This is a genomic window from Bacillus sp. sid0103 (genome assembly GCF_019219025.1).
The window spans coordinates 198539-225263 of record NZ_JAHUWN010000007.1 but is presented as its reverse complement, the minus strand read 5'-3'; the positions used below and the strand labels follow the sequence as shown (position 1 = coordinate 225263).

Sequence of the window (26725 nt, the reverse complement as noted above, 5' to 3'; positions counted from 1 at the left end):
CAATAAAACGAACATATATTCTTAGTAGAGGTGTTAATTTATGAAAAAATTATGGAACAAATACTCCTATGCTATTACTCTAATTATTTTAAGCTGTTCACTATCTTTCATTTTATCTATCCAACATCATTCAAACGACCAAGATAAATATGTAAAAATTACAATTTCTGAAGGTGATTCACTATGGGAAATCTCTGATCAATTTTCCGAACAACATTCATTATCAAACAAAGAATTTGTTACATGGATAAAAAAGCATAATGAAATTGATGAAGATCGAATTTTTCCAGGTGAAGAAATTGTGATCCCGGTCAGCAAGGAAGAAGTTTCTTCAACACAAGAATTAGCTAGTGCGATTGGTGAATAGAAAGGAACATTTATGAAAGCAATCATATACTGCCGTGTCAGCACAAATAAAGAAACACAAGAAACATCTTTAAAGCGTCAGGAAGAGGAGTTAACACAACTAGCTAAATCCTATCACTTTGAGATTGATAGGGTCATTAAAGAAAGAGCAAGTGGCTACGATTTCGACCGGGAAGGCATTTTTCAATTATTAGAACGAATCAAAGATGAACAGGTTCATGCGGTCTTAATCCAGGATGAGACACGAATAGGTAGAGGTAACGCTAAAATAGCCATTTTACATTGTATTCTAAAAGAAAATATTAAACTTTTTAGTATCTCCCATAGTGGAGAATTGCAGCTGTCAGAATCGGATTCAATGGTCTTGAAGATTGTTGGTATGGTTGAGGAGTATCAACGGAAACTTCATAATGCAAAAATTAAGCGCGGTATGAAGCGGGCGGTTCAAAAAGGATATAAACCTGAAAAAAACCTAAAAAATCTGGGAGATGCTTCCGGACGCGAGAAAATTGAAGTTCCAGTAGAGGAAATTGTCCGGTTAAGAAAGAATGGCTTAATTTTTGCTGAAATAGCGGCCACATTGAGAGGATTCGGGTATAACATTTCAAAGGCGACAGTACATAGAAGGTATCAAGAATATATCGAATCACAAGAAGAGTAGACCTCTTGCCTTGTCATTAGGTTTTTTTTTTAGTAAAATCAGGTGTCATGTAAACAGATAGAAAGGAAGGTTACTCCATGCTATCCAAAGAAAAAATGGCTAGAATAAATGAGTTGGCAAGAAAATCAAAGGCATCGGGTTTGACTGAAGCAGAAGCCAAAGAACAAACTAAATTAAGAAGCGAATATTTGGCTACTTTCCGTTCAAATATGCTAGACACTCTTACCAACACAAAGTTTATTGATCCCGAAGGAAATGACGTAACACCTGAAAAGATCAAAGCTAGGAAAAAAAATACCCTTCACTAATAATTGAGGAATACATTTTTGTATTCCTATTTTACATAGAGATACTATTTCTGAGTCAAACTAAAAAATAAAGTGACTTTTGTTTCTTATTAATATGCTATTTGTTGAATAAAAAACGGTATCAATATAAAATTGAAAATGTATTTAGAAACCTAGTGATTAGGAAAGGATGTAATTCATGTTTAATACTATTGACGATTTATCTGTTACTTCAATTCGAACGCTTTCCATCGATGCAATCGAGAAAGCAAACTCAGGACATCCAGGAATGCCGATGGGTGCTGCACCAATGGCCTATACTTTATGGACACGTTTCATGAACCAAAATCCAAAGAATCCACACTGGTTTAACCGTGATCGTTTTGTCTTATCTGCTGGACACGGTTCAGCGTTGTTATACAGCATGCTCCACTTGTCTGGTTTCAATTTAACAATCGATGACCTAAAACAATTCCGTCAATGGGGCTCAAAAACTCCTGGTCATCCAGAGTACGGCCACACTGAGGGTGTAGAAGCAACAACTGGTCCACTTGGACAAGGTATTGCAATGGCAGTCGGTATGGCAATGGCAGAACGCCATGTTGCAAGTGTTTATAATAAAGATAAGTATGAACTTGTGAACCATTTTACATACAGCATATGCGGAGATGGAGATTTGATGGAGGGTGTGTCTGCTGAGGCCGCTTCACTTGCAGGACATTTAAAACTAGGCCGCTTAGTTGTTCTTTATGATTCAAACGATATCTCTCTAGATGGTGACTTAAATAAGTCTTTCTCTGAAAGTGTGAAAGATCGCTTCCTATCCTACGGATGGCAATATCTTCGTGTTGAAGATGGAAATAATCTAGAAGAAATTTCAAAAGCACTTGAAGAAGCAAGAAACGATTTAGACCGACCAACAATGATTGAAGTAAGAACAGTAATTGGTTATGGTTCACCTAACCGTGCTGGAACTTCAGGTGTTCATGGTTCACCACTTGGTGCAAATGAGTTAAAGCTTACTAAAGAGGCGTATAAATGGACCTTTGAAGAAGATTTCCATGTACCGCAGGAAGTCTATGATAACTTCCAGAAACTCATTGTTGAAAATGGAGAGAAAAAGGAAAAAGAGTGGAATGAACTTTTCGCTCAATACAAAAAAGATTATCCTGAGTTAGCGACTCAACTTGAACAAGCATTAAATAATGAACTTCCTGAAGGATGGGATAAAGATATCCCTGTTTACAGTGAGGGCAAGAGCCTTGCGAGCCGTGCCTCATCAGGAGAAGTAATCAATGGAATTGCAAAGAATCTACCTATTTTTATCGGTGGTTCTGCAGACCTTGCTGGATCAAACAAAACAATGATCAAAGGTACAAAGGACTTTATGCCAGGCTCTTATGAAGGCCGAAATATCTGGTTTGGTGTTCGTGAATTTGCAATGGGTGCTGCAATGAACGGAATCTCTCTTCATGGCGGAGTAAAAGTATTTGGTGGAACATTCTTTGTCTTCTCTGATTACCTACGTCCAGCAATTCGTCTAGCTGCGTTGATGGGATTACCTGTTACGTATGTCTTTACTCATGATAGTATTGCAGTAGGGGAAGACGGACCAACCCATGAACCTGTTGAACAACTGGCTGCGCTACGTGCGATGTCAGGAATCTCCATCATTCGTCCTGCAGACGGGAACGAAACAGCGGCAGCTTGGAAACTTGCGGTAGAGTCAACAAACAAACCAACTGCACTTGTTTTAACTCGTCAAGATTTACCTACATTAAAAGGAACAGATACGAATGCTTACGAGGGAGTTTCAAAAGGGGCCTATGTGGTTTCACCTTCTGAAAGAGAAACCCCAGATGCGTTGTTATTAGCAACTGGATCAGAAGTAAGTCTTGCAGTGGAAGCTCAAAAAGCGCTTGCTGGAGAAGGGGTTCATGTTTCAGTTGTAAGTATGCCTTCTTGGGATCGCTTCGAGCAACAATCCCAAGAATATAAAGACTCTGTCTTGCCAAAAAGCGTGAAAAAGCGTCTTGGAATTGAGGTTGGAGCATCATTCGGCTGGCACAAATATACTGGTGACGAAGGCGATGTATTAGCGATTGATCATTTCGGGGCTTCAGCACCTGGAGAAAAGATTATGGAAGAATTCGGGTTCACAGTAGAAAACGTTGTGGCACGTGTAAAAGCACTTTTGCAAAAATAAAAACTCGTAACTATTAAAGGAGAGCGGATTTAATCCGTTCTCTTTTTTATTTGTGAAAAATTCTAAACAATATTATGAAGGGAAGTTATTTTTGCAGGGAAATACATCAAAACTACCGAATTAGTAAAAAAATAGCTTGCAATTATGCTAATCGACAAAAGTAGTGGATGTTTTTGTCGCCGTAAGACAAATGTTTCGCTTGTCTTTTTTTATAATAGTAAAAAGGGTAACCAACGAAGGAGAGAACAGTGGTGAGAAAATATCAGCTATATTTAATAGAAGATGAATTTGCGACCCATTACTTCGGAAGAGAGCGATTATTTTTTCAGCTTTTTCATGAAAATCATAAAGCAAACGGTGAGTTTAAATTTATAACACAAAAACAAATTTCCTATATAACCAAAAAGGTCGAGGTACTTAAGATCCATCAACTCATTCAAAAACAGCTTGGAAAAATCAAGGGTTTTAAAGCAGAGAATGGTGCATACTCGATTGAATTAAGCGGAAAACTAAGTACGGCAAAGTTAGATGTTTTCCAAGACTTAATTACAATTGATGCCCAAGGAAGCTATGAAGCAGAGACTGCTTTTTTTGAAGTTCTAAGAAAGTGTGAGTCTTCCTTTTTGGCACTTGACCTTGAACATCAACGATATGGCTGGTTAAAGCCGATAAAAGAAAGAAAATTTATCTGATTGCAGATATTGTCTAATCGTGTTTTATTTAGTACACTGTATGGTAGACAACACGAAGGAGGAAGTTGAATATGTATTACGTTCTAGTTGGTATACTGGCATTAGCAGCTGGTGTAGCACTAGGATTTTTCATTGCTCGTAAATATATGATGAGCTATTTAAAGAAAAATCCGCCTATCAATGAACAAATGTTGAAAATGATGATGATGCAAATGGGTCAAAAACCATCACAAAAGAAAATCAACCAAATGATGGCTGCAATGAACAAGCAACAATCCAAATAAACGGACAAGCTAATACAATCCGATTAGACCAATAAGTAACCACCCTTCTGAATGAATCAAATTCGGACAGGTGGTTTTTATTTATTAGGCTATGTAAAAAGTGCCTGTTGATTTCCGCTCCAGGTGCTGCTTTCCGCGGGCGGATCGGGGGCCTCCTCTTCGCTTGAGCGACTGCGGGGGCTCCCGTGACCACTTTTCTCGCAGGAGTCTCGCACCTTCCGCTCCAATCAACTGAGTTCAAAAGATCAATATTACCATTTTTTATTCAACATACATATGACGAATTTATGAAATATCAGCTGGAAGATAACATACAGTAGGAAGCGCTTTCATTCCTGTCGAATAATATGGGGACGGGAGGCGAAAATATGAAAGTAGAATTGGTTCCTACTAGTGTTGTTCAAGGCAATAGGCAATGTGTATTTTGTAGTGATGTGTTTGATTATGTAGCAGTAGTAAATGGTGAGAGTATTTTGGAAGAATTAAAAGAGATCAATCCCCATAAAGGAGTAACGGATCAAGTGATTGTCCTAAAAAAGAAACTAGTCAATAACAGCCAACAACAGATTATTGATTTAGAGATTACGGTACGATGTCCTCAGTGTCATTGTAATAATAGATTTACTGGCTTTTATGGGGATTCAGATAAGGTAACTGAATTATAAATGGTAAGCACTCATCTAAATGGGTGCTTTTTTTATGTTGTTTTAGTTAATTCTAAATCTTTATTATTTTATAAATATTTGGTAAAATGAAACCTCAGTTAAATGGATTATTTTGCCTGACACCAATAATTAGGGAGGAATGGAAGGGTATAAAAAATAGATCAATTTTTTGTGTTTTGGAGGCGTTTCAATGAAGGTATTTTTAGACTTAGGCTGGTTTTTTAAGAAAGAGAAAAAAGCGTATATTTCTGGCATTTTCATTTTATTGCTTGTCGCCATGCTGCAATTAGTGCCGCCGAAGGTAATTGGAATCATTGCTGATGAAATTAAGGATGGAACCATGACAAAAGGAATCCTCTTGCAGTGGATCGGTGTTCTATTAGTGGTAGGCCTGGCTATGTATTCACTTCGGTTTTATTGGAGGATTATGATTTTTGGATCTTCAGTTAAACTGAGTAAACTGCTTCGAAATCGGCTGTATCACCACTTTACCACTATGTCCCCATCGTTCTACCAAAAACGTCGAATTGGAGATCTGATGGCTCATGCAACAAATGACCTTCAAGCGATTCAGCAAACAGCTGGTGTGGGCGTATTAACTCTCGTGGATTCTCTGTCTACTGGGGGATTTGTTATCTTTGCAATGGCAATTACGATCAGTTGGAAATTAACCTTAATCTGTTTGATCCCAATGCCGTTAATGGTCATCCTTACAAGTTGGTTTGGAACCATGCTCCATCGGACCTTCTATCAAGCACAAGAGGCCTTTTCTTCCTTAAATGATAAAACCCAGGAAAGCATTACCGGGATTAAAGTAATAAAGACGTTTGGTCAGGAACAGGAGGATATTGAGGATTTCCGGAAGCAATCTGAGGATGTTGTCCAAAAAAATATAACCGTCGCAAAAATTGATTCGCTTTTTGATCCAACGATTTCGATTATTGTTGGAATTTCCTTCTTTTTGTCGATTGTATTCGGAGCTAAATACGTCCTGAATGGGGAACTGACGATCGGACAATTACTTTCATTTACTACATATTTAGGGTTGCTTATCTGGCCGATGCTAGCTTTTGGCTGGTTATTTAACATTGTTGAGCGAGGCAGGGCTTCCTACGATCGTGTCACCCAACTCCTTCAGGAAAAAGCAGATATAAACGATCAGCAAGATGCTTTAGACGATGTTCCAGCAGGGGAAATAAAATTCGACCTTGCTCATTTTACCTATCCAGGCGAATCAGTGCCACTATTAAAGGATATTCATTTTTCTCTACATAAAGGCGAAACACTTGGGATTGTCGGGAAAACCGGTGCAGGAAAAACGACTCTATTAAAGTTGCTCATTCGTGAGTTTGATCATTATCAAGGGAAAATTACCTTTGGCGGGAGGCCTCTTCAAGCATACAAACTTGAAAAATTACGCGAAGCGATTGGTTATGTACCACAAGATCACTTCTTGTTTTCAGCCTCTGTAGGTGAAAACATCGCTTTTACGAACCCTAACGCCGCAATAGATAAAGTGGAGCATGCAGCTAAGTTGGCCAATATTCATGATGATATTCTACAATTTATAGATGGTTATCAAACTGTAGTTGGTGAACGGGGGGTGTCCATATCAGGTGGGCAGAAACAGAGAATTTCGATTGCCCGGGCTATTTTGATGAATCCAGAGGTATTGGTTCTCGATGATTCCTTATCAGCTGTTGACGCTAAAACCGAAGAAGCGATTCTTTCCGCCTTAAGGGAGAATAGGGAAGGAAAAACGACGATTATTACTTCCCACCGCTTAAGTGCCATTCAACATGCCAATCTCATTCTCGTTCTTGAGGATGGTAGGATTGCCGAACGAGGTACCCATGAAGCACTAATGGAAATGGACGGATGGTATAAGCAAATGTATTTACGCCAGCAGCTGGAAGAGCTGGTCGAGCATGGAGGATATTAATATGGAAGAAAAAATACAGCTTTCCGAGCGTGAACAACGAAATATATTATTCCGGCTCCTGTCCTATACAAAACCACATAAAAAACTGGTAGGAATGGCATTTCTTTTCCTATTATTAACGACGATCGGCGATATCTTCCTTCCGATCTTAGTCAAAATATTTATCGATGATTATTTAACACCTGGAAAGCTTTCGTTTCAACCTCTTTTCATACTTGGTTCCACCTATATGGGAATACAAATCATCAAGGCGATTCTCATGTTTTTTCAATTTGTAAAATTCCAAGAGCTAGCGTTAAAAATTATCCAACAACTTCGAATTGATGTTTTTTCTAAGGTTCAGGCGCTCGGTTTAAAGTATTTTGATAAAACACCGGCAGGTAGTATTGTTTCAAGGGTAACCAATGATACGGAAGCGATTAAAGACATGTTTGTGACGGTTATTGCAACCTTCATCCAAGGTGGATTTTTATTAACAGGAATTTTCATTGCCATGTTTATTCTGAATATCAAACTTGGATTGCTATGTCTCATCATCCTTCCGCTGCTATTGTTTGTCATGAACCTTTATAGAAAATTAAGTTCAAGATTTTACCTAGATATGCGCGAACGGCTGAGCCAATTGAATGCAAAGCTCAGCGAATCCCTTTCAGGAATGAGCATCATTCAAGTGTTTCGTCAGGAAAAACGACTCCGTGCTGAGTTTGGACTGATTAATGATCAACACTATCAGGCTGGAATGAAGAATATTAAAATAGATGGACTTCTGTTAAGACCAGCGATTGACCTCATTTACATTTTAGGATTAATCATTGTGTTATCTTATTTTGGGATTACTTCTTTTAACCATGTGATCGAAATCGGAGTATTATATGCCTTCATAAATTATCTGGATCGTTTTTTTGAACCGGTCAATCAGATGATGATGAGACTTTCCTTGTACCAACAAGCCATTGTAGCTGGATCGCGTGTCTTCAAATTGTTGGACGAAGAGGAATTAGCACCGAGTCAAAAGGAAGAGAAGAATCTATTGATTGAACATGGAAAGATTGAATTTAAGGATTTAAGCTTTTCCTATAATGGGAAACAAGATGTGCTAAAACATATTTCATTCACTGCGAATCCAGGTGAAACCGTCGCACTCGTTGGTCATACCGGTAGTGGAAAAAGCTCCATCATCAATTTGCTGATGCGGTTCTATGAGTATGAGCGCGGTGACATATTCATCGATGGTCAATCGATTCGTAACTTCACTAAGACAGAGCTCCGCGAGAAAATGGGCCTCGTTTTACAGGATCCCTTTCTATTCTACGGGACGGTAAAGGATAATATCCGCTTACATTCGAATGACATGACAGAAGAACAAGTGGAAGAGGCAGCGAGGTTCGTCCAGGCCCATACATTTATAGAAAAATTGGAGGATGGTTTTGCCCATAAGGTTGTGGAGCGAGGGACCACTTTCTCTAGCGGTCAAAGGCAATTAATTGCTTTTGCTAGAACGATTGCGACGAATCCTAAAATTTTGGTCCTTGATGAGGCTACCGCCAATATTGATACCGAGACGGAGGAAGCAATTCAAACAGCACTTGCCAAAATGCGAAAAGGACGAACCACGATTGCGATTGCACACCGTCTATCAACTATTCAGGATGCTGAATTAATTTTAGTATTGCATCAGGGAGAAATCGTGGAAAGAGGTACCCATCAAGAACTGCTTGCCCAAGGCGGGTTATACCATAAAATGTTCCTGTTACAAAATGGAGTTGTAGAGCACCTTGAGGATATTGTGAATTAATGAAGAAAGCCTGGCATATGCCAGGCTTTTACTATTTTTATAAAAGTTTCTATTAACAGGCTGATGAAGGAACCTTTTTTATATATATTCGATGATATTCATTTAAGAGGTGGTCAAGCTCCTGGCTGTAGCGAATGGCAACGGAGGATGTCAGGCCATTGCTCGTCGCGACTTGAATTAATTCAGCACGTTTTTTTTCGATTAATGTAACTAAGTCATTCTTTGTCACGGCCGTTGTCCTTTCCGGAGTAACCCCTAAATTTTGGAGAAAATAGAATACTAATATATCAAACTTGCATTGGAATTACTAGTATAACCTATAATGTAAATTTTTTCAAAGGCAATTGTAAATAAATATCCATCGGATTTATGCATATATATGGAAATATGGGTGGTAGGAAAGGCAAAGAAAAACCTAGGTGACACAAAATATTCATGTTAACCATTATCATTTCTATCAATCATTTGTTAGAATATAAACGTATCGACTATAGTGGGAGTGTTAATATGTCAGATGTAAATATATTTTTAGCTTTAGGAGCAGGATTTTTAAGCTTCATTTCGCCCTGTTGTTTACCGCTGTATCCTGCATTTCTCTCATACATTACCGGAATGTCAGTGGGCGAATTAAAAAGTGAAAATGCCATGCTTCAAAAGCGGAGCCTGCTCCATACCTTATTTTTTCTAGTAGGATTTTCGATCATATTTATTGCGATAGGATTTGGAACATCGTTTCTAGGAAGCTTTTTTTTACAGTATAAAGATCTCATTCGTCAACTGGGTGGAATTTTCATTGTTTTCTTTGGTTTAGTGATCGTTGGGATATTAAATCCGAAGTTTATGATGAAAGATCGCCGCATTGAATTTAAAAATCGGCCTTCAGGCTTTTTTGGCTCCGTTTTAATTGGGATGGCGTTTGCAGCAGGGTGGACACCTTGTACAGGACCAATCCTTTCTTTTGTTATCTCTCTTGCAGCAACGAATCCTGGTTCTGGTATGATGTATATGATCGCCTATACTTTAGGTTTTGCGATACCATTCTTTATTCTTTCGTTCTTCCTTGGCCGGATGACTTGGATTAAGAAAAACAGCGGGAAAATTGTTAAAATTGGCGGTTACATAATGATTGTCATGGGAATTGTTTTATTCTTTGACTGGATGACAAAGATCATTATGATCTTTTCTAATCTGTTTGGCGGCTTTACAGGGTTTTAACGGTGAAAATATAAATATTCTTGGTAAGAAAATTCCTGAGAAGGTTTTTCCTTTTTTATATCATTTAAACGTGACGTGTGGTAAATATGGAACATTTTTTTATGAGTTAATTTTTTTCAAATCCATTTATTTGAGATATAATGGGTTAGAAAATAAATTAGATAAGGAATGAATCTAATGAACTTAGTAATAGCTTCTTCAATTGGAGCGGTATTTATGGGCAGCCTCGCATTGGTGGTCCGAATGAAAGCCGCAAAAAAACCCACAAATGCTCGTAAAATCATTCTACCGCCCATTTTCATGTCGAGTGGGGCATTAATGTATATGGAACCGCAATTTAGACTAAGTGGAGCCGAAATGATTGAGGCCGCGATAGTAGGGATGCTATTCTCCATTTTACTAATCAAAACCTCAAAGTTTGAGATTCGCGATAATGATATTTACCTAAAGCGATCCAAAGCATTTTTCTTTATTTTGATTGGACTATTAGTCGTCCGCCTTGTGATGAAATCAGTCCTGAGTGCAACCATAGATTTTGGAGAATTAAGCGGCATGTTCTTCCTCCTTGCGTATTGTATGATAGTGCCATGGCGGATTGCGATGTATGTCGACTACAAAAAGCTTTTTAAACAGCTTCATGGTAGTAAAGAGTAATAATTGATTGAGACACTGGCCCTTAAGAGGGTCAGTTTTTTTATTATTAAATAAGTGTTCACTCGTGATAAAACATTTAACGGTACATTGACCTAAATGTAAAAAAGAGAGGGCATAGGGTAAATGAAAACCCGTTTCATTAACCGAAATGTAGAAAAGTGAGGGCTCAGGGTAAATGAAAGCCAGTTTCATTGACTAAAAAGTGAAAAAGAGATGGTGCAGGGTAAATGAAACCCTATTTCATTTACCGAAAAGTAAAAAAGTGAGTGCACAAGGTAAATGAAATAACCAACAACAAAAAACCGTCTATCATATAGACGGTTAAAATAGGTGCTCAAAAGGAGCCACATCAATTTGATTTTCAAAAAGCTTTTTACGTAGAAATTTATGATCTCTTTTTGGTGTTGCCTGGATATAGCCACGTATGACGAGGTCTTGAGTAATTTTTGGAGCCTTTTCATTTAAGGCAATTTCACCGATCTTACCTGCAATTTTATGTCTGGCAACATCACGGAAAAGCTCGGGAACAGGACTGACTAAATCCTCGAGGAGTTCTTTCTCCTCGGGCCCCCACAAGTGTCGCGATTCATTTACATAATGTTCTTCCCAATCCATAACTGATTTGCCGTCTTCTTTCGGCATCTTTTTCAAAAATTTTCGAAACATAAAAAATCCACCAATGGCAAATGATCCAACTAGGAAAAATACCCAGAACAGGATAAACCATAAAAACCAACCATGAAGCATATCTATTCACCTACAAGATAACTATTTTTTCTTCTTATTATAGTCTGTTTCTATGAATTAAGACAAGTATTGTAGGTATTGGAGTTTACATTTGGCAGGGGCAGGTCCATCTTGTTGTGATATGCTTGTCGAAAAAGTGACATATAGGCCGATTCTATTGATTAATACTATAATCCATTGTAATATGATAAATGATTATAGAGAATCGGAGTAGATAGTTTAAATCACGAAAAGACCTCGTAAATATAGTCCTAACACCTGATATTTTTTTTACATCCATGGGGCTGAATGGGGTACTGGTGTCCTCCACAGTCTTCAAAACTGCTTGAGACCTGCGTGCCAGGTCTGGTGGGTTCGATTCCCACGCAGTCCCGCCAACGTTCTTACTCCCGCAAGGGATTGACGATGATTGACCTTTGCATTGATAATTACACAAATAGGGATTTCCCCCACAGTTTTCTGCCAGTTTCACGAAAGACTGTTTGAGACTGGGATGTAAGACTGATTAGGACTTATCAAGAAAACTGTTCAATTCGTAGCTCGCTTAATACTAATTAAGGGGGCTTTTGTTGTGCAAAGAAAAGTGAATAGGAAGTTTAAACGAGATACCATTATACCCAATGTGAATGTGAATCAGGAATCCTACACAATGACCGAAATGTTTGAAAGATTCATGCTGCTAAAGAAATCAGAGGGCTTAGCACGACGCACCATTAAGGAGTATTACGTCAACTATGATTATTTCCTTCGTTATACAAGTGGAGACCTAAAACAAGAGGAACTGACTATTGAGCTTTTCTGTGGATGGATTAGTCATATGGCGGAGGAGATGGAACTCGCTCCCGCTACCATAAACATACGGGTACGGACAATGCGCTCATTCATTCGTTTCTGCTATGAGGAGAAAGGATGGGTTACAGAACCTATTCATAGGCGTTTTAAGCCTGTTAAAGCCCCAATAGATAATGTGGAATCCCTGACAACAGAAGAGATACGGCGGTTAATCGGTGTGATTGATGATAATTCCTATACAGGATTCCGTACCAAAGTAATAATCTTTATGTTACTGGACACTATGGTTCGTGTTAGCGAGCTTGTGGACATCAAGCGGGAGAATATTGACCTTAAGAATGGGTTAATACAGCTTGAGGCGACAGACACTAAGACTAGAGTCGCCCGTGTAGTTCCGTTATCGCTGAAAACTATTAAAATGTTGGAAGATTACTTACAAGAAACAGCAGACTTTGGCTGTGAATACACATTCTTGACCTATGAAGGAGAAAGAATTTCCGAAGCCACAGTAAGGGATAATTTATCTTTATACGGGAAGGTAGCGCAGATTAAGAATAAGAGGGTATCGCCGCACACATTCCGCCATACAGGAGCTTTGTTCTACATCATGAACGGGGGAGACCCTTTTTCCCTACAAAGAATACTTGGGCACTCTCATATGAATATGGTTAGAAGATATATCCAAATGACAAATACAGATGTGCAAGTACAGCATAATGCTTTTTCACCCGTTAATTATTTATATAAATAGGCATCAAATAGTTTTCAGCCACATAATTTCTCTAGTAATTTAATGTAACTACAAAGGATAGGCACTATAACTTGTTCATTGGTGCCTTTTTTCCATTAGGTTGGTACAGTATGCTAACATGTTTCCGTAAATACTGCCGCATTAAAGGTGTTTTTTTCGCAAAAGTTGCCGCATTATTTTTAATCAATAACCTTACTCTCCCAAGGTATATAGCTATATTTAGTGAGTTGTGTTCTCTTAATCTTAATGCATACTAGCACCAAGTTTGTTTTTAAAGCTACCAACCCAGCACCGTCTGCCTTTAGAGAGGTTTTAAAGTTAAGAAAATACCCCCACCCAAAAGGTTGATGCGTTGCAGAGACAATAAGCATGAGCGTAAAAGCGAAATGCCACTTACCGAATGCAATGAGGTTATTCATAGATAACTTGCGGCTTGCCAACAGAGGCAGCGACTATGGCGATGGTGAGCGACCCCTGAGCTAACAGGGAGCGAAGCCATCCAGCCTAATAACAGGTAAAGGTTTCTATTCTCTTGCACTTCTTGGATACGAATTAGATATCTATTCACCCATATGGTTTGTGGAGGGTGGTTTACTACCCCGCAGTTGTTAATCCATGAATAAAAGATTTGTGAGCCGCAGTGGTGGGTTACCAGTTTACTACTGCGGCATTTGTTCATCCATAAAAGCTACTTTAAGAAACCTGACTGCTTAGATAGATGCCGTTCGTACTCCCCCTGTTTTACTAAGCTATATCTGAATAAGTTCTTGGCTGCGTAATAGTTGTTATTGTTGTGACCTCTGTGTAGTAAGTCTGGGTTGAATAAGTAACCTTCCTTACCATGGCTTCCATACTTATCTACCACGCCCACCTCCCACATCTTTTTCAAGTGCCTGTTTACCGTATCAATAGACTCACCCATGAGTTCAGCCATTCTTTCCTTGGATAGTGGGATGACTTCCTCACCATTCAGTTCTCTTGGGTTCTCCGCCAACCAAGATGTTTCAAAGTTGATGAAAGGTATCAACTTGTACACAAACCCTTGCTCTTGAATGCTGAGTAGATTCATTAAGTGCTTTCCCTCTGTCTTGTAAAGGCGGGTAAAGTCCACCATGTTCCCCTCTATCTCACCCATGATGTGGCATTTGGGATTCACCACGTACTTAGGTGAGCGGTTGTTACCTTCGTTTGTAAGAGCACCCACCTCAATTAACACTTTGATGATTCCTCGTGTAGTTCTCTCAGACTTACCAATCAAATTAGCCATTGTAGCTAGTGTCATTGGCTTACCGTTCTTTACTAGTTGACCATCTTTTTTGAATTGCATATATGGAAGAAGCCTCATCAATGTACCTGCCTGTGTAGTAGTAAGCTTGCTAGCTACTTCACTAACCCCTTTATGGATACAGATGATAAACTGGCGATTTTTCTGTTGCTCTCTGTAACTCTCTTGAGCAACTTTCTTCCGCAGACCTTCTCTTTGCTTCTTGTTAATGATTTCATACTCACTGTATAACAGTTCGTGTCCTTGTTCAGGAGTTAAAGAGCCGCTTTCAATACCTTCCAAAATTTTGAATGATTTTGCCTTGCTCATTTCCATATTTCCCCTTTATATTTGTGTATTTGTACAGTTATTCATATAAAGCTTCGACAAATGTTATGCATAAATAGAAATAATTTCACTATATAGGTAAAAAAATAGCACAAATTTCTCTGAGCAATTATGTAACTGTAAATGGTTCCGACAACGTTCGGTGCCCACCCATGGTCTATATATAGCCTTCGGCTTTTGGAGTATGCTCCCTGCTCCTTATTTAGCGTGTTGCCACTTGTGCACTCCACACGCCAAAAACCATAAAGGCGATAAGACCGCCACATACCCATGTCATCGTCAAGGGTTGCTCCTAACGTCGCAAAACTTTTTCAAAACGCTTCGCTGAAAAACTTCTCTTGCGAGCCCTGGACAATGCCACTCCCACCCATTGCGGTCATCTTACCGACGACCACGCACTGATAGGACATTAATAAAGCTTATCGTCGCTTTCCAGTGTAATGGTGGGAGGGGAGCGAGAACGCAGGAGGGTATTCCTTGCTCATTTAAGACCTTGGGGCTCTGCCCCAAACCCCGACCTCTGAGCCAAACCTGATAGGAAGGAAAACCATTAATCATGCAGTAGCTTGTTTGGAGTTATGGAATATCCATGTGCTAAGCGTTGTTGTACAGCATCATAGAAGACTATCTTTGTTGGTGCTGGCTTTTCCTTATGAAGCATTTCTAACCACTTTACACGAAAGCTATTAGCTTCTCGTTGGCTTTCAGATGTATTGGGGTTCATGTTTTGTTGTTTCAATTGCTCGATTATCTGTTTGTAATCAGTCATTGTTTATCATCCTTTCTTCTTACCAATCTTGTTCAACGGGTCCGATAAATTCCTTGTCATAATACATTTCACAGTAAAGATACTGTTTTACTCGCTCCAAGTATTTGTAAGGAATGCGGCGGCGGTTGTTCTCTACCTCTGAAAGGGTGGATACTCCCATACCAAGAATTGCAGCCAATTCGGTTTGATTGAAACCATCATGAATCCTTTTAACCTTTAATTGACGGTGAATTGGTAGGCTTGCAGCATCAATAATCGGTTGCTTAAGGTTTGCCAACTCCAATAATTCTTGCATTGCTTGATTAACATACATATTTATCAAATCCTTTATGATTTATTTATCAGGAACACCGCCCCGTTAAGAGCGGCTAAAAAGAGGTTTACCAAGGAGAGAGCCTTGTTAGTACCTTGACAAGACCATCAAAACCATTTCTCGAAGAAATATCAATAGTTTTTTCTACTTTTTTGAAACTTCTTTAATATATATATTTACTGATTAATGAAAGGGGGCGATGCTTTAACAAACTTAAGGAAATGTAACGAAGGAGGTGAATTGAATGTGAAAGGCGTGTGAAGGATATCTGATTATGGAGGAAAGTATATGTTAGCTATAAAGAGCATTAAATGAAGCCCTTAGAGTGCGGATTGCATTCAAGGGCTCTTTGTATGCACAAAAAAAGATGAGCCGCCTGAACGGACTCATCAATTACCAATTAAGTACATCATACAGAAAAAAATTATATCAATCAATGGGAGAGGCGTACATTCGTCTCTCCTTTTTTTATTTCAATAATTGGAGGAATTACTAATGACAACTCAATTCGATAAATTAACTTTTAAATATTTATTAGCGATCACTATTCGAGAAAAGAACGACAGCTATATCGTTAGTGAAATTTTTAACCGCTTCCCATCCATCCAAGAGTTATTGGATGTTACCGAGGAAGAACTACTATCAATAAAAGGTGTCGGCAAAGTAAAGGCTCAACAAATTATAGCTGCATTGAAGCTAGCTAGGTTAAATCCAAGTACAGCCGAAGAACGCTTTGCCATAAGGAGCCCAGAGGATGCTTATAATTACCTTAAAGATATGCAGTACTTGCATCGTGAAGAATTCGTTTGCTTAGGACTGAACACCAAGAACGAAGTAATGTTTAGACAAACAGTTTTCACTGGTTCTTTAAATGCATCCATCGTGCATCCAAGGGAGACTTTCCTTCCATTAATAAAAAGATATTGCGCCAGTGCTATAGTTGCTCATAATCACCCATCAGGGCAGCCAGCACCATCAAGAGAAGACATAGAGGTGACCAAGCGTCTTGTAGAGGTAGGAAAAATAGTTGGCATAGAACTCCTTGACCACGTAATCATAGGCCATGAAAAATTCATCAGCTTAAAGGAAAAAGGATACCTATAAATAGCGGTGGGGACGGCCTGAAATGGTTGTCCTCTTTTTGTTTGTTCATTTAAGTATACTTTTGCGAACAGTTAAGAAGGCATGTAAAAACAGCATTTTTCTTGTTCTTTAATGTTCAAAAATACTTTACGAATATTCACTTAGTCATAAATACATTTACGAACTGTTTATTTAAATCAATATGAAATATTGGGAGGAAAAGAAATTGAACAGTAAAAAGTTTGGCTATGTACGAGTAAGCAGCAAAGACCAAAACGAAGGCAGGCAAATGGAATCCATGAAGGCACAAGGTATTGAGGAAAGAGATATTTTCACCGACAAACAGAGCGGAAAGGACTTCAATCGTGAGAAGTACCAGGCATTAAAGCAATGTTTGCGTGAAGGAGACATTCTCTATATTCATTCATTAGACCGCTTCGGAAGGAACAAAGAGGATATACTCAACGAATGGCAGCACATCACCAAGGAGATCAAAGCAGATATTATTGTTTTGGATATGCCGCTGCTGGACACTACCAAGCATAAAGACAGTATGGGAACATTTATATCCGACCTTGTTTTACAAATCCTTTCATGGATGGCAGACGAGGAACGGGAACGTATAAGAAAAAGGCAGCGTGAAGGAATTGACGTAGCTTTAAAGAATGGTACTCAATTTGGCAGACCGAAAGCAGAACCAACAAATGAGTTTTACCAAGCATACGGAAAGTGGAAAGCAGGAGAAATCACCGCCACCGCTGCCATAGATGAAGCAGGAATGAAACGCACTACCTTTTATAAGCTGGTGAAGGAAATTGAAGCAGAGGAGCACGGAGCATGAGGACGTTAAGCCAAATTAATAAGGATTATGAGGAAAATCATTCATGGACAAGTAAATGAGCCATTCAGAAGCCGCAGATTGGCTAGTTTAATGGAGGAAATGGAAAGGGATTACAAAATACCATCTTTAAGGAATGAAGCCTGGGAAAGCCAAAATCAAGCAGTTATAGCCCTATATAGGAAAATCAGTATGAGTAGGAATTTATAAAAAGGGGCTGTCCGAAAAGTGGACATCTCCTCAAATCTAATAATCGAGCGTGTTGATATATCAAAGTATTGAAACACAAAAGGGGCATCCCAGAAGTTGAAAATACGACTTTCTGGACAGCCCCTTTATCCTACTTTTCTCTTCCAGAAACCATCTTGCATACAACAACGATTATGAATATGAATCCAATTACAAATGGATACAGTTCCAGTCCTTTGTACGGAGAAAAATTATCTGCTATTATAGCATAATCAGTATTAGATACATCAGAAGATATAGGACCTAATAAATGTTTAAATCTAAAACCCATAAATAATAAAATTGGGACCATAATCCAATTAAGCAAATTAGGCCGCAAAACATGAAAAATAAGGGCAATTATACTTAAAACAACAAAGAAAAACTTTAATTTACCAACGGGTGAATCATGTAAGTTTGCTATAAAGCCAAAATCCAAAAAACGGAAAATTGTTGCATCCATCATTACTAGAATAATAATTATAGTAATATCAGCTAAAATTCCACCAATCAACCACTTAATATGTGGCTTTTTCTTTACATCAGGTGATGTTTGGTTTTCTGAAATAGATGTTTCCACTTTTATTCCCCCTTAAATGACAAAATATGAGTAATTATACCACTTTTTACAAGTTATATGGGGAAAATTAACTGTTTTTTTATATGACTTTTTTTGTTTTTTTCTTGCCTTACACCTAAAATAATAAAATTAAAAATGTCCTTTAATCATGAATGTAATAATACCAATGGTTAAAGAGCTTATTTAATTTGGTTAGCACTTTATTTACAAAGGTTATTCGCCGCTCCGTCTAGGAGGAATAAGCCATTAAAAAAGAAGCGAAAATAATATAAAAAATTTTGGACACTTATTAACCTTTTAACAAATAAAAACTACAAAAATTACTTGACCTTTTTTATTGAACTGGTTATTTTTCATTAAACCATTTCAACGGAGGTCTGTCACAATGGGATTATTTAAACATGGCTTATCAAAAACACGGATACATGGATTATGGAGAAAAGTTATAGATAGGTGCACTAATCCAAATGCATCCAACTACCATAATTATGGAGGACGAGGAATATCAATCTGTCATGAATGGCGAACTGACTTCATGAACTTTTATAGCTGGGCAATTGACAATGGCTACCAAGAGGGTTTGAGTCTGGAGCGTATTGATGTAAATGGAAATTACGAACCTTCTAATTGTAAATGGATAGAACTGCGTGAACAATGCAGAAACAAACGGGATACCAAGTATGCAGAATTAAATGGAGTTACAAAACCTCTTATTGAATGGGCTGAAATATACGGCATTCCTTATAAGACCATTATAACTAGATGGTACAGGGGGTGGCGGGGAACAGAGCTAGTACAGCCATCCAAAAAGCAAAGAAGGATTTCGTGAGGAATACTAGAAAAAGCTAAATTAAATATATAAAAAAGCATCATCACCATATGGCAAAGATGCTTTAACAACTATCATAAATTTGAATTAACTGTTCAATTTCACAATAACATCATTTATATTTGCTTCAATTTCATCCAAAGAAACTATATACCATTCTTTCGGATTTTCAATTTTCCCATTTGCTGTTGGAACAGAGATTTGTAATTGCTTATCTGCAAATCTATGATGAATGAATGTTTCTAATTTTCGACCACTAAAGTTTTGAACTTCCCATGTTGCAACAATTTTCACAGGTGCGTAAAGATAAGTGGCTTCATTTTCAGCATTACTAATGCGTTTTTCAACACTCCCACTAGCAAAACCAATCTTATAAAGATTTTGAAATTTTGATATTTCAGGATTCGAACTAAGTGATTTTACTACATAAATATAGCCCGTAGTCAGATATTCAGCAGCTCTTTCTTCAACGGTTGTTTCTCCCATAACATCACTCATTACTTCGGTTACCATTCGACCATGACGAGTTTTATCAAAGAGATTTGATGCAAATGATCTCAGTAATATTCCTTTGTTTTCAGTTCCATTTTCATAAATAAGATGAAGCTTTGCGTTACGCTTACCATGTTTATCTTCATAATAATTACCTACGGATAGAACGTAAAGCAGAATCCCATTATCAATATAAAATTTACCTGGTAAAATGTTGTTTTCAGTATCAACAGGAATTATTTTTCGAGTGCCATTTGCAATTTCTTTTTGAACAAGCTTAAATAGTGGTTCGTATCGTTCGAAATGGATAGCTCGTTTCCGAACGCTGTATTTATCAGCTGCACTAATTGTTCTTTTATATCTTGACAAGTCAAGCAGTGAATCAACTTTATCTTTTTTCTCGAAAAGTGTGTCATCATTAAGAATATCAACAAGAGATTTTGGACTTTTTATCGTATTTTCTAAAACCGTATTTTGGCTATCAAGCAAGTTAAGTTCATCAATCTCAGCGAGCTTCTTTATCATTTCTGGCTTGTCACGATAGCCTTTAAGTCTGGAAAATAATTTTCTTTCGGTCATATCACGAGATTTTTCTGGTTCTTTTCCATCATGATTTTTTATCCATTCGATAATCTCTTGAAATTTTTCAAATTCTGGATCAATTCGCTTAACTTGTTTCTTAGGAGTTTCAGCTATTAGTTCATCAAAAATTGGGTCTGAAAAAATATCATCAAGATTAAGCTTGTCCATCTTGTCTTTCTCTCCTTAGTTGCTCCAAACGTAATAAAGCATAGGCTAATCTTTGCTCGTATTGGTCTGAACTAGACTTATCTGGAATTCTACCATTTTCATTTTTAAATTGAACAACTTGAGGATACAACATAACTAATTCATCTTCAGAAAAAGTAAATTTTATACCATCCATATAATCTTGGATAAAGCGTAAAGTTGGTGCATCAATTTCCTTTGAAATAATCTCATAAGCACGCTGGAAAGGATTCACTTCATCAATCAAATCAATGGCAATTTCATCAATATTTATAAACTTATTCGCCATTCTAAGAAATTGATTTCCGCCTGTTCCTTCTTCACGTTCCGCAGACTTAATGACAGTTTGTGCTACTAAGTGCTGACGAACTTCTTCAGTCTCATCATTTGACAAATCAGGATAGGTATTCATTATCACACGCGGTATAAGTTGTTTATTAATCACTTTTGCATCGACGCCAGCAGCAATAGCTTGCTGAATTTGACTGTCTTGTAAAATAGTCGCTTTCAAATCATTCAAATCGTTTTGAATAATATTTTTTGAACGCTCAGTACTTGGCTCTTTTAAGCCTTTGATGAAAATATCTGTTCCTTTTGATTTTTGGTCATCATTATCTTTACGCTTAAAGTTAAAGTTTGGAGCTAATACAGATTCCATCAAAAGACTTGCAGTGATTGCCTTCATGACATTATTAACCGCAAACATGACCTCATCATCTTGAGCATCTGGTTGAGCAATTAAATTGGTAAATTGTGCATGAGTTTTATTTGAACTATCACGAGTCACGCGCCCAATAATTTGCACAACTTCAGTTAATGAATTACGATAACCAATTGTTAAAGCATATTCTGCGAATGGCCAGTCAAATCCCTCTTTTGCCATACCAAGCGCAATGATAATATCCAAGTCATCAAGTTCAGACATATTTCGGATATATTCTTGAACTTTTTCACGACCTCCTTCATTAACCAAATCCGCAATTTTTAAAACTCGTCCAGATTCTTCAGTTACTAGCCAAAGTCCTGTATTTTCATCAAATTTTGCATCACCTAATTCTTCCAGAATACGGTCAACTTCATCATATTTATCTTTGGTAGATTCGCCAGAATTTACATTTGGAATATGAATAATTGTTTTCTTTGTAGTATCTAAAACTTCTGAAAGTGCATCAGTATAGCGACCTTGATAGAAGCTATAGCCCATGGCAAAACTCTTTAGATATTTATAACCTTCAAGTTGTTCATAATAAGTATAAGTTACCTTATCAAACTTTTGCTCGTCAGTAGGCTCCAGAATCGGGACTGAATCACCGCGAAAGTAAGAGCCAGTCATCGCAACGATATGAGCAGAAGAATTTCCCATAATATTACGCATCGCATTACCAAGAACTGAATTATCATCTTGTGATACATGATGAAATTCATCAATGGCAAGTAAAGCATTGTCAAAGTCCGAATCATTCAATTTCTCAAAAGCAAAACGTAAAGTGGCGTGGGTGCAAATCATAATATTATCTACTGAGTTTGTTGAACGAATAAAATTAACAAACTGCGACACTTTACTTTCACTTGTTCCACGTTCCGTGAGATTGTTTTTTGGATTAATAACCCAATCAGAGAAGAAGCCGAATTTTGCTAGCTCTGTGGTTTGGAAGGATTTCCCAATCGAACGTTCTGGAACTGCAATAATTGCTTTTTTTATACCTTGATTTGTGAGCTTATCTAAAGCTACAAACATCAAAGCTCGTGATTTCCCTGATGCAGGGGGAGCCTTAACTAATAGATATTGTGAGGAACGTTTCTCATAGACACGTGCCTGCATCTCACGCATCCCTAATGCATTTGTATTTTGGCTTTGTCCAGTACCATTATAATTAATTTCAAAAATATTTGATGTCATTTTTTCTCCTCACTTACCATTTCTTGATAAAGTTTCAACAATACACTCAATCGTTCCTTATCGGATTTGAAAGGTTCTTGCTTATAAGCGCGCTCCACAATGCCGTCAATTTTTTCGTGTGCTTCGCGTAATCTTGCGTTCATTGGTTTATTTGCACCGCCATAAAGCTCAGCAAGAGTACCCCCTTCTTCTTCACGGACATCCAGCATCTCTAAAACGGCTTCTTCAAGAATATTTTTACGATTTGTTGAAAGGTTGGGAATTGGGAATGTATTGTAAACCATACCTGCGGAATAGCGATAATCCGTTTTCAGTCTTCCACTAACTGCGCGGAACCAAGTCATATGCATCCGAGATTCTAGGATGCCGAGGAGCCAGATTGGGGCGCCGTAGATAAGATAGAGTTGATTTGAAAAAACAATATTGGAATCAGAATAAGTTCCACACATGTAGTCTCTTTTTTCCGAATTGATAACAGGAATTACGATTGCAGGTAAATCTTTGTATCTAATTTGTGAAAATTTCCAATAGGTTGATACTGATGACTTTGCAGTTGTACCTCCTTCTTGACGAAATTTCTTCACTAATTCAAATCTACGAGATAATTCGGGTATTTTTTCTGCCTCTTCTAGCTGATTGTCGTTTATCCATACTACATAGGAATACTTATCGTTTACTAAGTCCTTTGCATTAATAAATTTTTTGAAAAAAACTGCTGAATTTGGATATTCGGCTATAATATTCTCGTATTCAGATATCGAAAAAATCAAATTATTTCCTTCATAACCAGCGCTCCCTAATTCCATCTGATAAGGTAAACTAGAATTTAATTCCCGTGTTTTTGAGACTCTTATTCCATCCTCAGTTCCTAAATAAGCATTTATTGAATCAACTTCCTTAAAGTCATCATCTGTGTATAGTTTTTTCATATTGCTATCAATATTTGAAATCCCCACGATTGAGACAATTACTCCAGCATTATTTTTAGCCTTATTGCTCCATTTTATTGAAGGATAAGCATAAAAAATCTCAAGGCCTGTAAGAATATGTTCTTGCACCTTTATCGCTTGAATTCCTTGAAATAGTGAGTTTGTAGTTACAAAGGCATATTTTGCCCTTTGATTTTGAATTAACTTTGAAGCTTTAAAGAACCAACCAAAAATATAATCAACTATTCTAAAGTCATTTGGATAAATAGCAAACAATAAATCTTGAGTTTGAGACTCCGTTCTGTGATTCGTACCTTTCGCAGCAATATACGGCGGATTCCCCATAATATAGATTTCGTCATTAGATTCATGAGTCACAACTTCATTCCAATCCACACGCAAGGCATTGGCATGCACGATATTTCCCGATTCTTGTAATGGCAGAATCCGTGGCTGATAGTCTGCAAGTGCTGCGGTCATCTCGACATTCATCTGGTGCTCGGCGATATATAGAGAGAGCCGTGCAACTTCGTGCGCAAAGTCATCCAGTTCTATTCCTGAAAATTGATTGAGTTTAATTTTGGATTGTTTAAGAAGACTACCTTGATAAACATCTTTCTCATTCAGAGATTCTCGTACTTCTCTTGTTTTAACAAGACAGTCGATTTCAAGTCGACGGAGTTCCTTATAGGCGATAATCAAAAAATTACCTGATCCACAAGCTGGGTCTAAGAATTTGATTTTGCTCATGCGCTCAATCAAGGTTTCAAACTGATTGATAATATCACGTTGTTGCTTGCGACGTTGTTCCTCAGTAATCTCACGCTCAAGATAATCATCTGCTCGTTCTGATAAACGTTGGTATTCAGCTTGGAGATTATCCAAAAACAGCGGCTTAATCACTTTCATGATATTCGGCACGCTTGTGTAGTGCATGCCTGAAACTTGACGTTCTTCTTTGTTTGCAACAGATTGAATCATTGCTCCCAAAATATCAGGATTGATTTCATTCCAGTTAAGCAATTCGCCTGCTTCGATGAGTAGTTTTCGGGTAAAAGTGTTGAAGTTTAAGTCATGATGTGGTTCTTTGAAAAGTTTACCATTAACGTATGGAAATTCTTTCAACCATTCAGGCGTATCGTGTCTTTGGTTTTCGGGCACATCTAAAATTAAAAATAATTCTTTGATGACCGAATTTAGATTACTTCCATCGATTTCAGTTCTTGTTTTAAGGATATTAGTAAAAGAGCCTTTAGTGATAATTTCTGTATCTTCAGAGAAGTACAAGAAAAGTGAACGAATTAGAAAAAGGTTAAAGGATTTGCCGTCAGCTTCCTCTTTTGCAAGCTCTGGATTGATTCTGACCAATTCATCATAAAGTTTTGTGAAACGCTCCGCAGCCTTAATATCCGCTGGGTTTTCTTTTTGGTAATCTACTTTCTCAATCCCATTCCATGCAAGGAAAAACTCTGCAGAAGTTGGTAAATCTTCAAAGTGAATGGCAAGTGAATCATTTGTTTTTGTATCTTTTGCATAAAGCATTTCAAAATCAGTTGTGATAAGATAGCGAGGTTTTTGATTTTGAGATACAATTTCCTGCTCGATTTCATCAATAGCGCGTAGTGGATTATTTTCAACCCTTCGATAACGAACTTTATTTCGTATCAAAAAATCACCTTCACTTGATCTTGCACGTGTGATACTTGTTTTAGGAATATCAAAAAGTCCTAAAAACTCTTCAATAAAAGTTTCTTCATTTAAATTTTCAATTATTGTTTTAGCTCTATCTTCGATTTCCGTTATAGATAATAAATTTTTCTTTGGCATTAGGTCCACAGTCCTTTAATCAGCTAGTATAAGAACAATTATAACAAAATTTGTACGGGTTTCTATTATTCATAGGTGGAGAAGTGATATTTTTTTTAATAGCTAACAAAAAATTGCCTTTATCACTAAATGATAAAAGCGTTTTTTTTCAACCACACCAATTTTTGGTGGGGAACCAATTAATTTTTATCTAAAATTAACCTTCCTATAACTTGTAAATCCCTATTAAATCAGGCAAAAATTTATTTTATTCCCATGCAATTATAATATTTTATCTGGATTAACTTAGAGATAACTGTCAAGAAAAGTGGAAGAGACAGCCAAGAGGAATTATGGATTCGGAAGAGAAGTGCTGCTTCGCACAGAGAACAATACCGTCCCAATCCTATTGGTATAGCAGTAGTTAAGCTCGAAACAATTCAAGGGAATTTTATAACTGTAACAGGATTAGATGCGATCAATGGAACATATTAAACCATTTACCTGCCTTTGATATTGGAGATAATGCTCAAGTTCCTGATTGGATGAATAAATTAATGAAGGATTACTTCTAAAAATAACATTGCTTAGTAGCTGTTTAACAATTTCTTATTTCACTAGAGGGCAGTTTGCGCAACAAGGTGTGAAACTTTCATGATATATAAACGTATTCATTTATTGATATTAAAAGTTTATACAATCATAATTCTTACTATTAAAACTATTTAAAATGTTATATTAGATATATCTAAATGATAAAGAAGGAGTGGTATAGAAATGTCAGAATTAAACAAAGTTTTTTCTAATGTTGAAAAGAAGGATGTAGGAGTAGCCGTCGGTGAAGTAGGTAAAGCATTTGGGGATGCGATAAAGAAACACCCTGAAATGGCATTAGGTATAGGAGGGATCTTAGGGGGTCTTTATATCCTAAAAAATAAAAAAGTTAAATTCAAACTTAAGAGACCAAATTTAGACATTGAGTTTGAAACAGAATAAATTATTTTAAAGAAGGCTGTTACTATTACTGATAACCTAGTAGGTTCTAGTTCAAAAAATACAGGTCAATTTTAGAGCCTCATATGCTAATTTAGGCATATTTGTGAAACTCTTCACTAAACTATAGGGGCTTTAATGAATTAACGATAACAATTTAGGAGCCCAAAATATGCACGTTATTATTCCTTGTTTATTTTAGGCTCATTTTATATATAAAAACATAATGCCAGGTAAATAGCATTTTTTTCCAAATACAGCCTTTTTCAATGTATCATATTTAATGTATGGCGATACACCTATGTACACAACAATAAATCGTTCATGCATTTTTTGTATTGCACATCGTATGTAAAGAAAACTATAATAAAACTGTAGCGACTACGGAAAAACTGAACAGAATACCTTGATAAACCTGTTGGGGAATGAAGATAAACGTTGATTTGACGGCTTTCTTACAATGTTGTTTCCATCTGGATTAATGACACAGTCTTCAAAACTGCTTGAGACCTGCGTGCCAGGTCTGGT

26 protein-coding genes and 1 tRNA gene are annotated in these 26725 nt (G+C 37.3%); 18 read left to right on the top strand and 9 right to left on the bottom strand.

Going from position 1 to position 26725, the window contains the following annotated elements; translation table 11 throughout:
* Positions 1-40: 40 nt before the first annotated feature.
* The 9 genes from yneA to KW850_RS10350 all read left to right on the top strand — a co-directional run bounded on the left by yneA (position 41) and on the right by KW850_RS10350 (position 8898).
* Positions 41-367: a cell division suppressor protein YneA gene (gene yneA / locus KW850_RS10390; protein WP_218347484.1), complete on the top strand. Its 327-nt coding sequence runs from the start codon at positions 41-43 to the stop codon at positions 365-367.
* Between the two features lie 12 nt (positions 368-379).
* Positions 380-1027 carry a YneB family resolvase-like protein gene (locus KW850_RS10385; RefSeq protein ID WP_218347483.1) on the top strand — a complete coding sequence of 216 codons (648 nt, stop codon included), beginning with the start codon at positions 380-382 and terminating at the stop codon, positions 1025-1027.
* Positions 1028-1104: 77 nt separating this feature from the next.
* Positions 1105-1335: a DUF896 domain-containing protein gene (locus KW850_RS10380; RefSeq protein WP_218347482.1), complete on the top strand. Its 231-nt coding sequence runs from the start codon at positions 1105-1107 to the stop codon at positions 1333-1335.
* 178 nt (positions 1336-1513) lie between these two features.
* Positions 1514-3520 (top strand): transketolase, encoded by a 2007-nt coding sequence (tkt, locus tag KW850_RS10375; RefSeq protein ID WP_218347481.1) that lies wholly within the window; start codon positions 1514-1516, stop codon positions 3518-3520.
* Between the two features lie 251 nt (positions 3521-3771).
* On the top strand, positions 3772-4212 hold the full coding sequence (gene sirA / locus KW850_RS10370; protein WP_218347480.1) for a sporulation inhibitor of replication protein SirA: 441 nt from the start codon (positions 3772-3774) through the stop codon (positions 4210-4212).
* A gap of 71 nt (positions 4213-4283) precedes the next feature.
* Positions 4284-4496, top strand: a complete 213-nt coding sequence (locus KW850_RS10365) for a YneF family protein (RefSeq protein ID WP_373561664.1) — start codon at positions 4284-4286, stop codon at positions 4494-4496.
* Between the two features lie 368 nt (positions 4497-4864).
* Positions 4865-5161 (top strand): hypothetical protein, encoded by a 297-nt coding sequence (locus KW850_RS10360; RefSeq protein WP_218347479.1) that lies wholly within the window; start codon positions 4865-4867, stop codon positions 5159-5161.
* Positions 5162-5351: 190 nt separating this feature from the next.
* Positions 5352-7103, top strand: a complete 1752-nt coding sequence (locus KW850_RS10355; RefSeq protein ID WP_218347478.1) for an ABC transporter transmembrane domain-containing protein — start codon at positions 5352-5354, stop codon at positions 7101-7103.
* Position 7104: 1 nt separating this feature from the next.
* Positions 7105-8898, top strand: coding sequence for an ABC transporter ATP-binding protein (locus KW850_RS10350; RefSeq protein WP_218347477.1), 1794 nt, complete (start codon positions 7105-7107; stop codon positions 8896-8898).
* A gap of 52 nt (positions 8899-8950) precedes the next feature.
* Here KW850_RS10350 and KW850_RS10345 read toward each other — a convergent pair whose 3' ends face one another.
* Positions 8951-9127, bottom strand: coding sequence for an aspartyl-phosphate phosphatase Spo0E family protein (locus KW850_RS10345; RefSeq protein WP_218347476.1), 177 nt, complete (start codon positions 9125-9127; stop codon positions 8951-8953).
* A 278-nt stretch (positions 9128-9405) separates the two neighbouring features.
* On the opposite strand from KW850_RS10345, the gene KW850_RS10340 reads away from it, so the two are divergent.
* Together KW850_RS10340 and KW850_RS10335 are read left to right on the top strand one after the other, a co-directional pair.
* The gene (locus KW850_RS10340) at positions 9406-10113 is read left to right on the top strand and encodes a cytochrome c biogenesis CcdA family protein (RefSeq protein ID WP_218347475.1); all 708 of its coding nucleotides are present in this window, start codon (positions 9406-9408) and stop codon (positions 10111-10113) included.
* A gap of 177 nt (positions 10114-10290) precedes the next feature.
* Positions 10291-10767, top strand: a complete 477-nt coding sequence (locus tag KW850_RS10335) for a CcdC family protein (protein WP_218347474.1) — start codon at positions 10291-10293, stop codon at positions 10765-10767.
* A 321-nt stretch (positions 10768-11088) separates the two neighbouring features.
* Here KW850_RS10335 and KW850_RS10330 read toward each other — a convergent pair whose 3' ends face one another.
* Entirely contained in the window at positions 11089-11514 is a 426-nt protein-coding gene (locus KW850_RS10330) for a DUF2621 domain-containing protein (RefSeq protein ID WP_218347473.1), read from the bottom strand.
* Between the two features lie 280 nt (positions 11515-11794).
* Here KW850_RS10330 and KW850_RS10325 point away from each other — a divergent pair.
* Together KW850_RS10325 and KW850_RS10320 are read left to right on the top strand one after the other, a co-directional pair.
* Positions 11795-11891, top strand: a tRNA-Sec gene (locus KW850_RS10325).
* Positions 11892-12085: 194 nt separating this feature from the next.
* Positions 12086-13057, top strand: coding sequence for a tyrosine-type recombinase/integrase (locus tag KW850_RS10320; RefSeq protein ID WP_308128778.1), 972 nt, complete (start codon positions 12086-12088; stop codon positions 13055-13057).
* 688 nt (positions 13058-13745) lie between these two features.
* Here the strand turns inward: KW850_RS10320 and KW850_RS10315 are convergent.
* The 3 genes from KW850_RS10315 to KW850_RS10305 all read right to left on the bottom strand — a co-directional run bounded on the left by KW850_RS10315 (position 13746) and on the right by KW850_RS10305 (position 15751).
* Positions 13746-14651: a replication/maintenance protein RepL gene (locus KW850_RS10315; protein WP_218347472.1), complete on the bottom strand. Its 906-nt coding sequence runs from the start codon at positions 14649-14651 to the stop codon at positions 13746-13748.
* A 568-nt stretch (positions 14652-15219) separates the two neighbouring features.
* Complete coding sequence (locus KW850_RS10310) at positions 15220-15438, bottom strand: hypothetical protein (protein WP_218347471.1); 219 nt, start codon at positions 15436-15438, stop codon at positions 15220-15222.
* A 19-nt stretch (positions 15439-15457) separates the two neighbouring features.
* Complete coding sequence (locus tag KW850_RS10305; protein ID WP_218347470.1) at positions 15458-15751, bottom strand: helix-turn-helix domain-containing protein; 294 nt, start codon at positions 15749-15751, stop codon at positions 15458-15460.
* Positions 15752-16246: 495 nt separating this feature from the next.
* On the opposite strand from KW850_RS10305, the gene radC reads away from it, so the two are divergent.
* Together radC and KW850_RS10295 are read left to right on the top strand one after the other, a co-directional pair.
* Positions 16247-16855, top strand: coding sequence for a RadC family protein (gene radC / locus KW850_RS10300; protein WP_218347469.1), 609 nt, complete (start codon positions 16247-16249; stop codon positions 16853-16855).
* Positions 16856-17060: 205 nt separating this feature from the next.
* On the top strand, positions 17061-17675 hold the full coding sequence (locus KW850_RS10295) for a recombinase family protein (protein ID WP_218347468.1): 615 nt from the start codon (positions 17061-17063) through the stop codon (positions 17673-17675).
* Between the two features lie 337 nt (positions 17676-18012).
* Here the strand turns inward: KW850_RS10295 and KW850_RS10290 are convergent, their stop codons facing one another.
* Positions 18013-18480 (bottom strand): hypothetical protein, encoded by a 468-nt coding sequence (locus tag KW850_RS10290; protein WP_218347467.1) that lies wholly within the window; start codon positions 18478-18480, stop codon positions 18013-18015.
* A gap of 385 nt (positions 18481-18865) precedes the next feature.
* On the opposite strand from KW850_RS10290, the gene KW850_RS10285 reads away from it, so the two are divergent.
* The gene (locus KW850_RS10285; protein WP_218347466.1) at positions 18866-19309 is read left to right on the top strand and encodes a hypothetical protein; all 444 of its coding nucleotides are present in this window, start codon (positions 18866-18868) and stop codon (positions 19307-19309) included.
* A gap of 87 nt (positions 19310-19396) precedes the next feature.
* Here KW850_RS10285 and KW850_RS10280 read toward each other — a convergent pair whose 3' ends face one another.
* From KW850_RS10280 to KW850_RS10270, 3 genes are read right to left on the bottom strand one after another with little or no spacing between them, the layout of a single operon-like run.
* Positions 19397-20551 carry a GIY-YIG nuclease family protein gene (locus KW850_RS10280; RefSeq protein ID WP_218347465.1) on the bottom strand — a complete coding sequence of 385 codons (1155 nt, stop codon included), beginning with the start codon at positions 20549-20551 and terminating at the stop codon, positions 19397-19399.
* The gene (locus KW850_RS10275) at positions 20538-22469 is read right to left on the bottom strand and encodes a DEAD/DEAH box helicase (RefSeq protein WP_218347464.1); all 1932 of its coding nucleotides are present in this window, start codon (positions 22467-22469) and stop codon (positions 20538-20540) included. The genes KW850_RS10280 and KW850_RS10275 overlap by 14 nt, the downstream gene beginning before the upstream one ends.
* The gene (locus tag KW850_RS10270; RefSeq protein ID WP_218347463.1) at positions 22466-25225 is read right to left on the bottom strand and encodes a DNA methyltransferase; all 2760 of its coding nucleotides are present in this window, start codon (positions 25223-25225) and stop codon (positions 22466-22468) included. Before KW850_RS10270 ends, KW850_RS10275 begins: the two co-directional genes overlap by 4 nt.
* Before the next feature lie 273 nt (positions 25226-25498).
* Here KW850_RS10270 and KW850_RS34255 point away from each other — a divergent pair, with 273 nt between their 5' ends.
* Both KW850_RS34255 and KW850_RS10260 read left to right on the top strand, forming a co-directional pair.
* Positions 25499-25699, top strand: a complete 201-nt coding sequence (locus KW850_RS34255) for a TrmO family methyltransferase domain-containing protein (protein WP_218347518.1) — start codon at positions 25499-25501, stop codon at positions 25697-25699.
* Positions 25700-25981: 282 nt separating this feature from the next.
* Complete coding sequence (locus tag KW850_RS10260) at positions 25982-26200, top strand: hypothetical protein (protein ID WP_218347462.1); 219 nt, start codon at positions 25982-25984, stop codon at positions 26198-26200.
* The last annotated feature ends 525 nt before the right edge of the window (positions 26201-26725 follow it).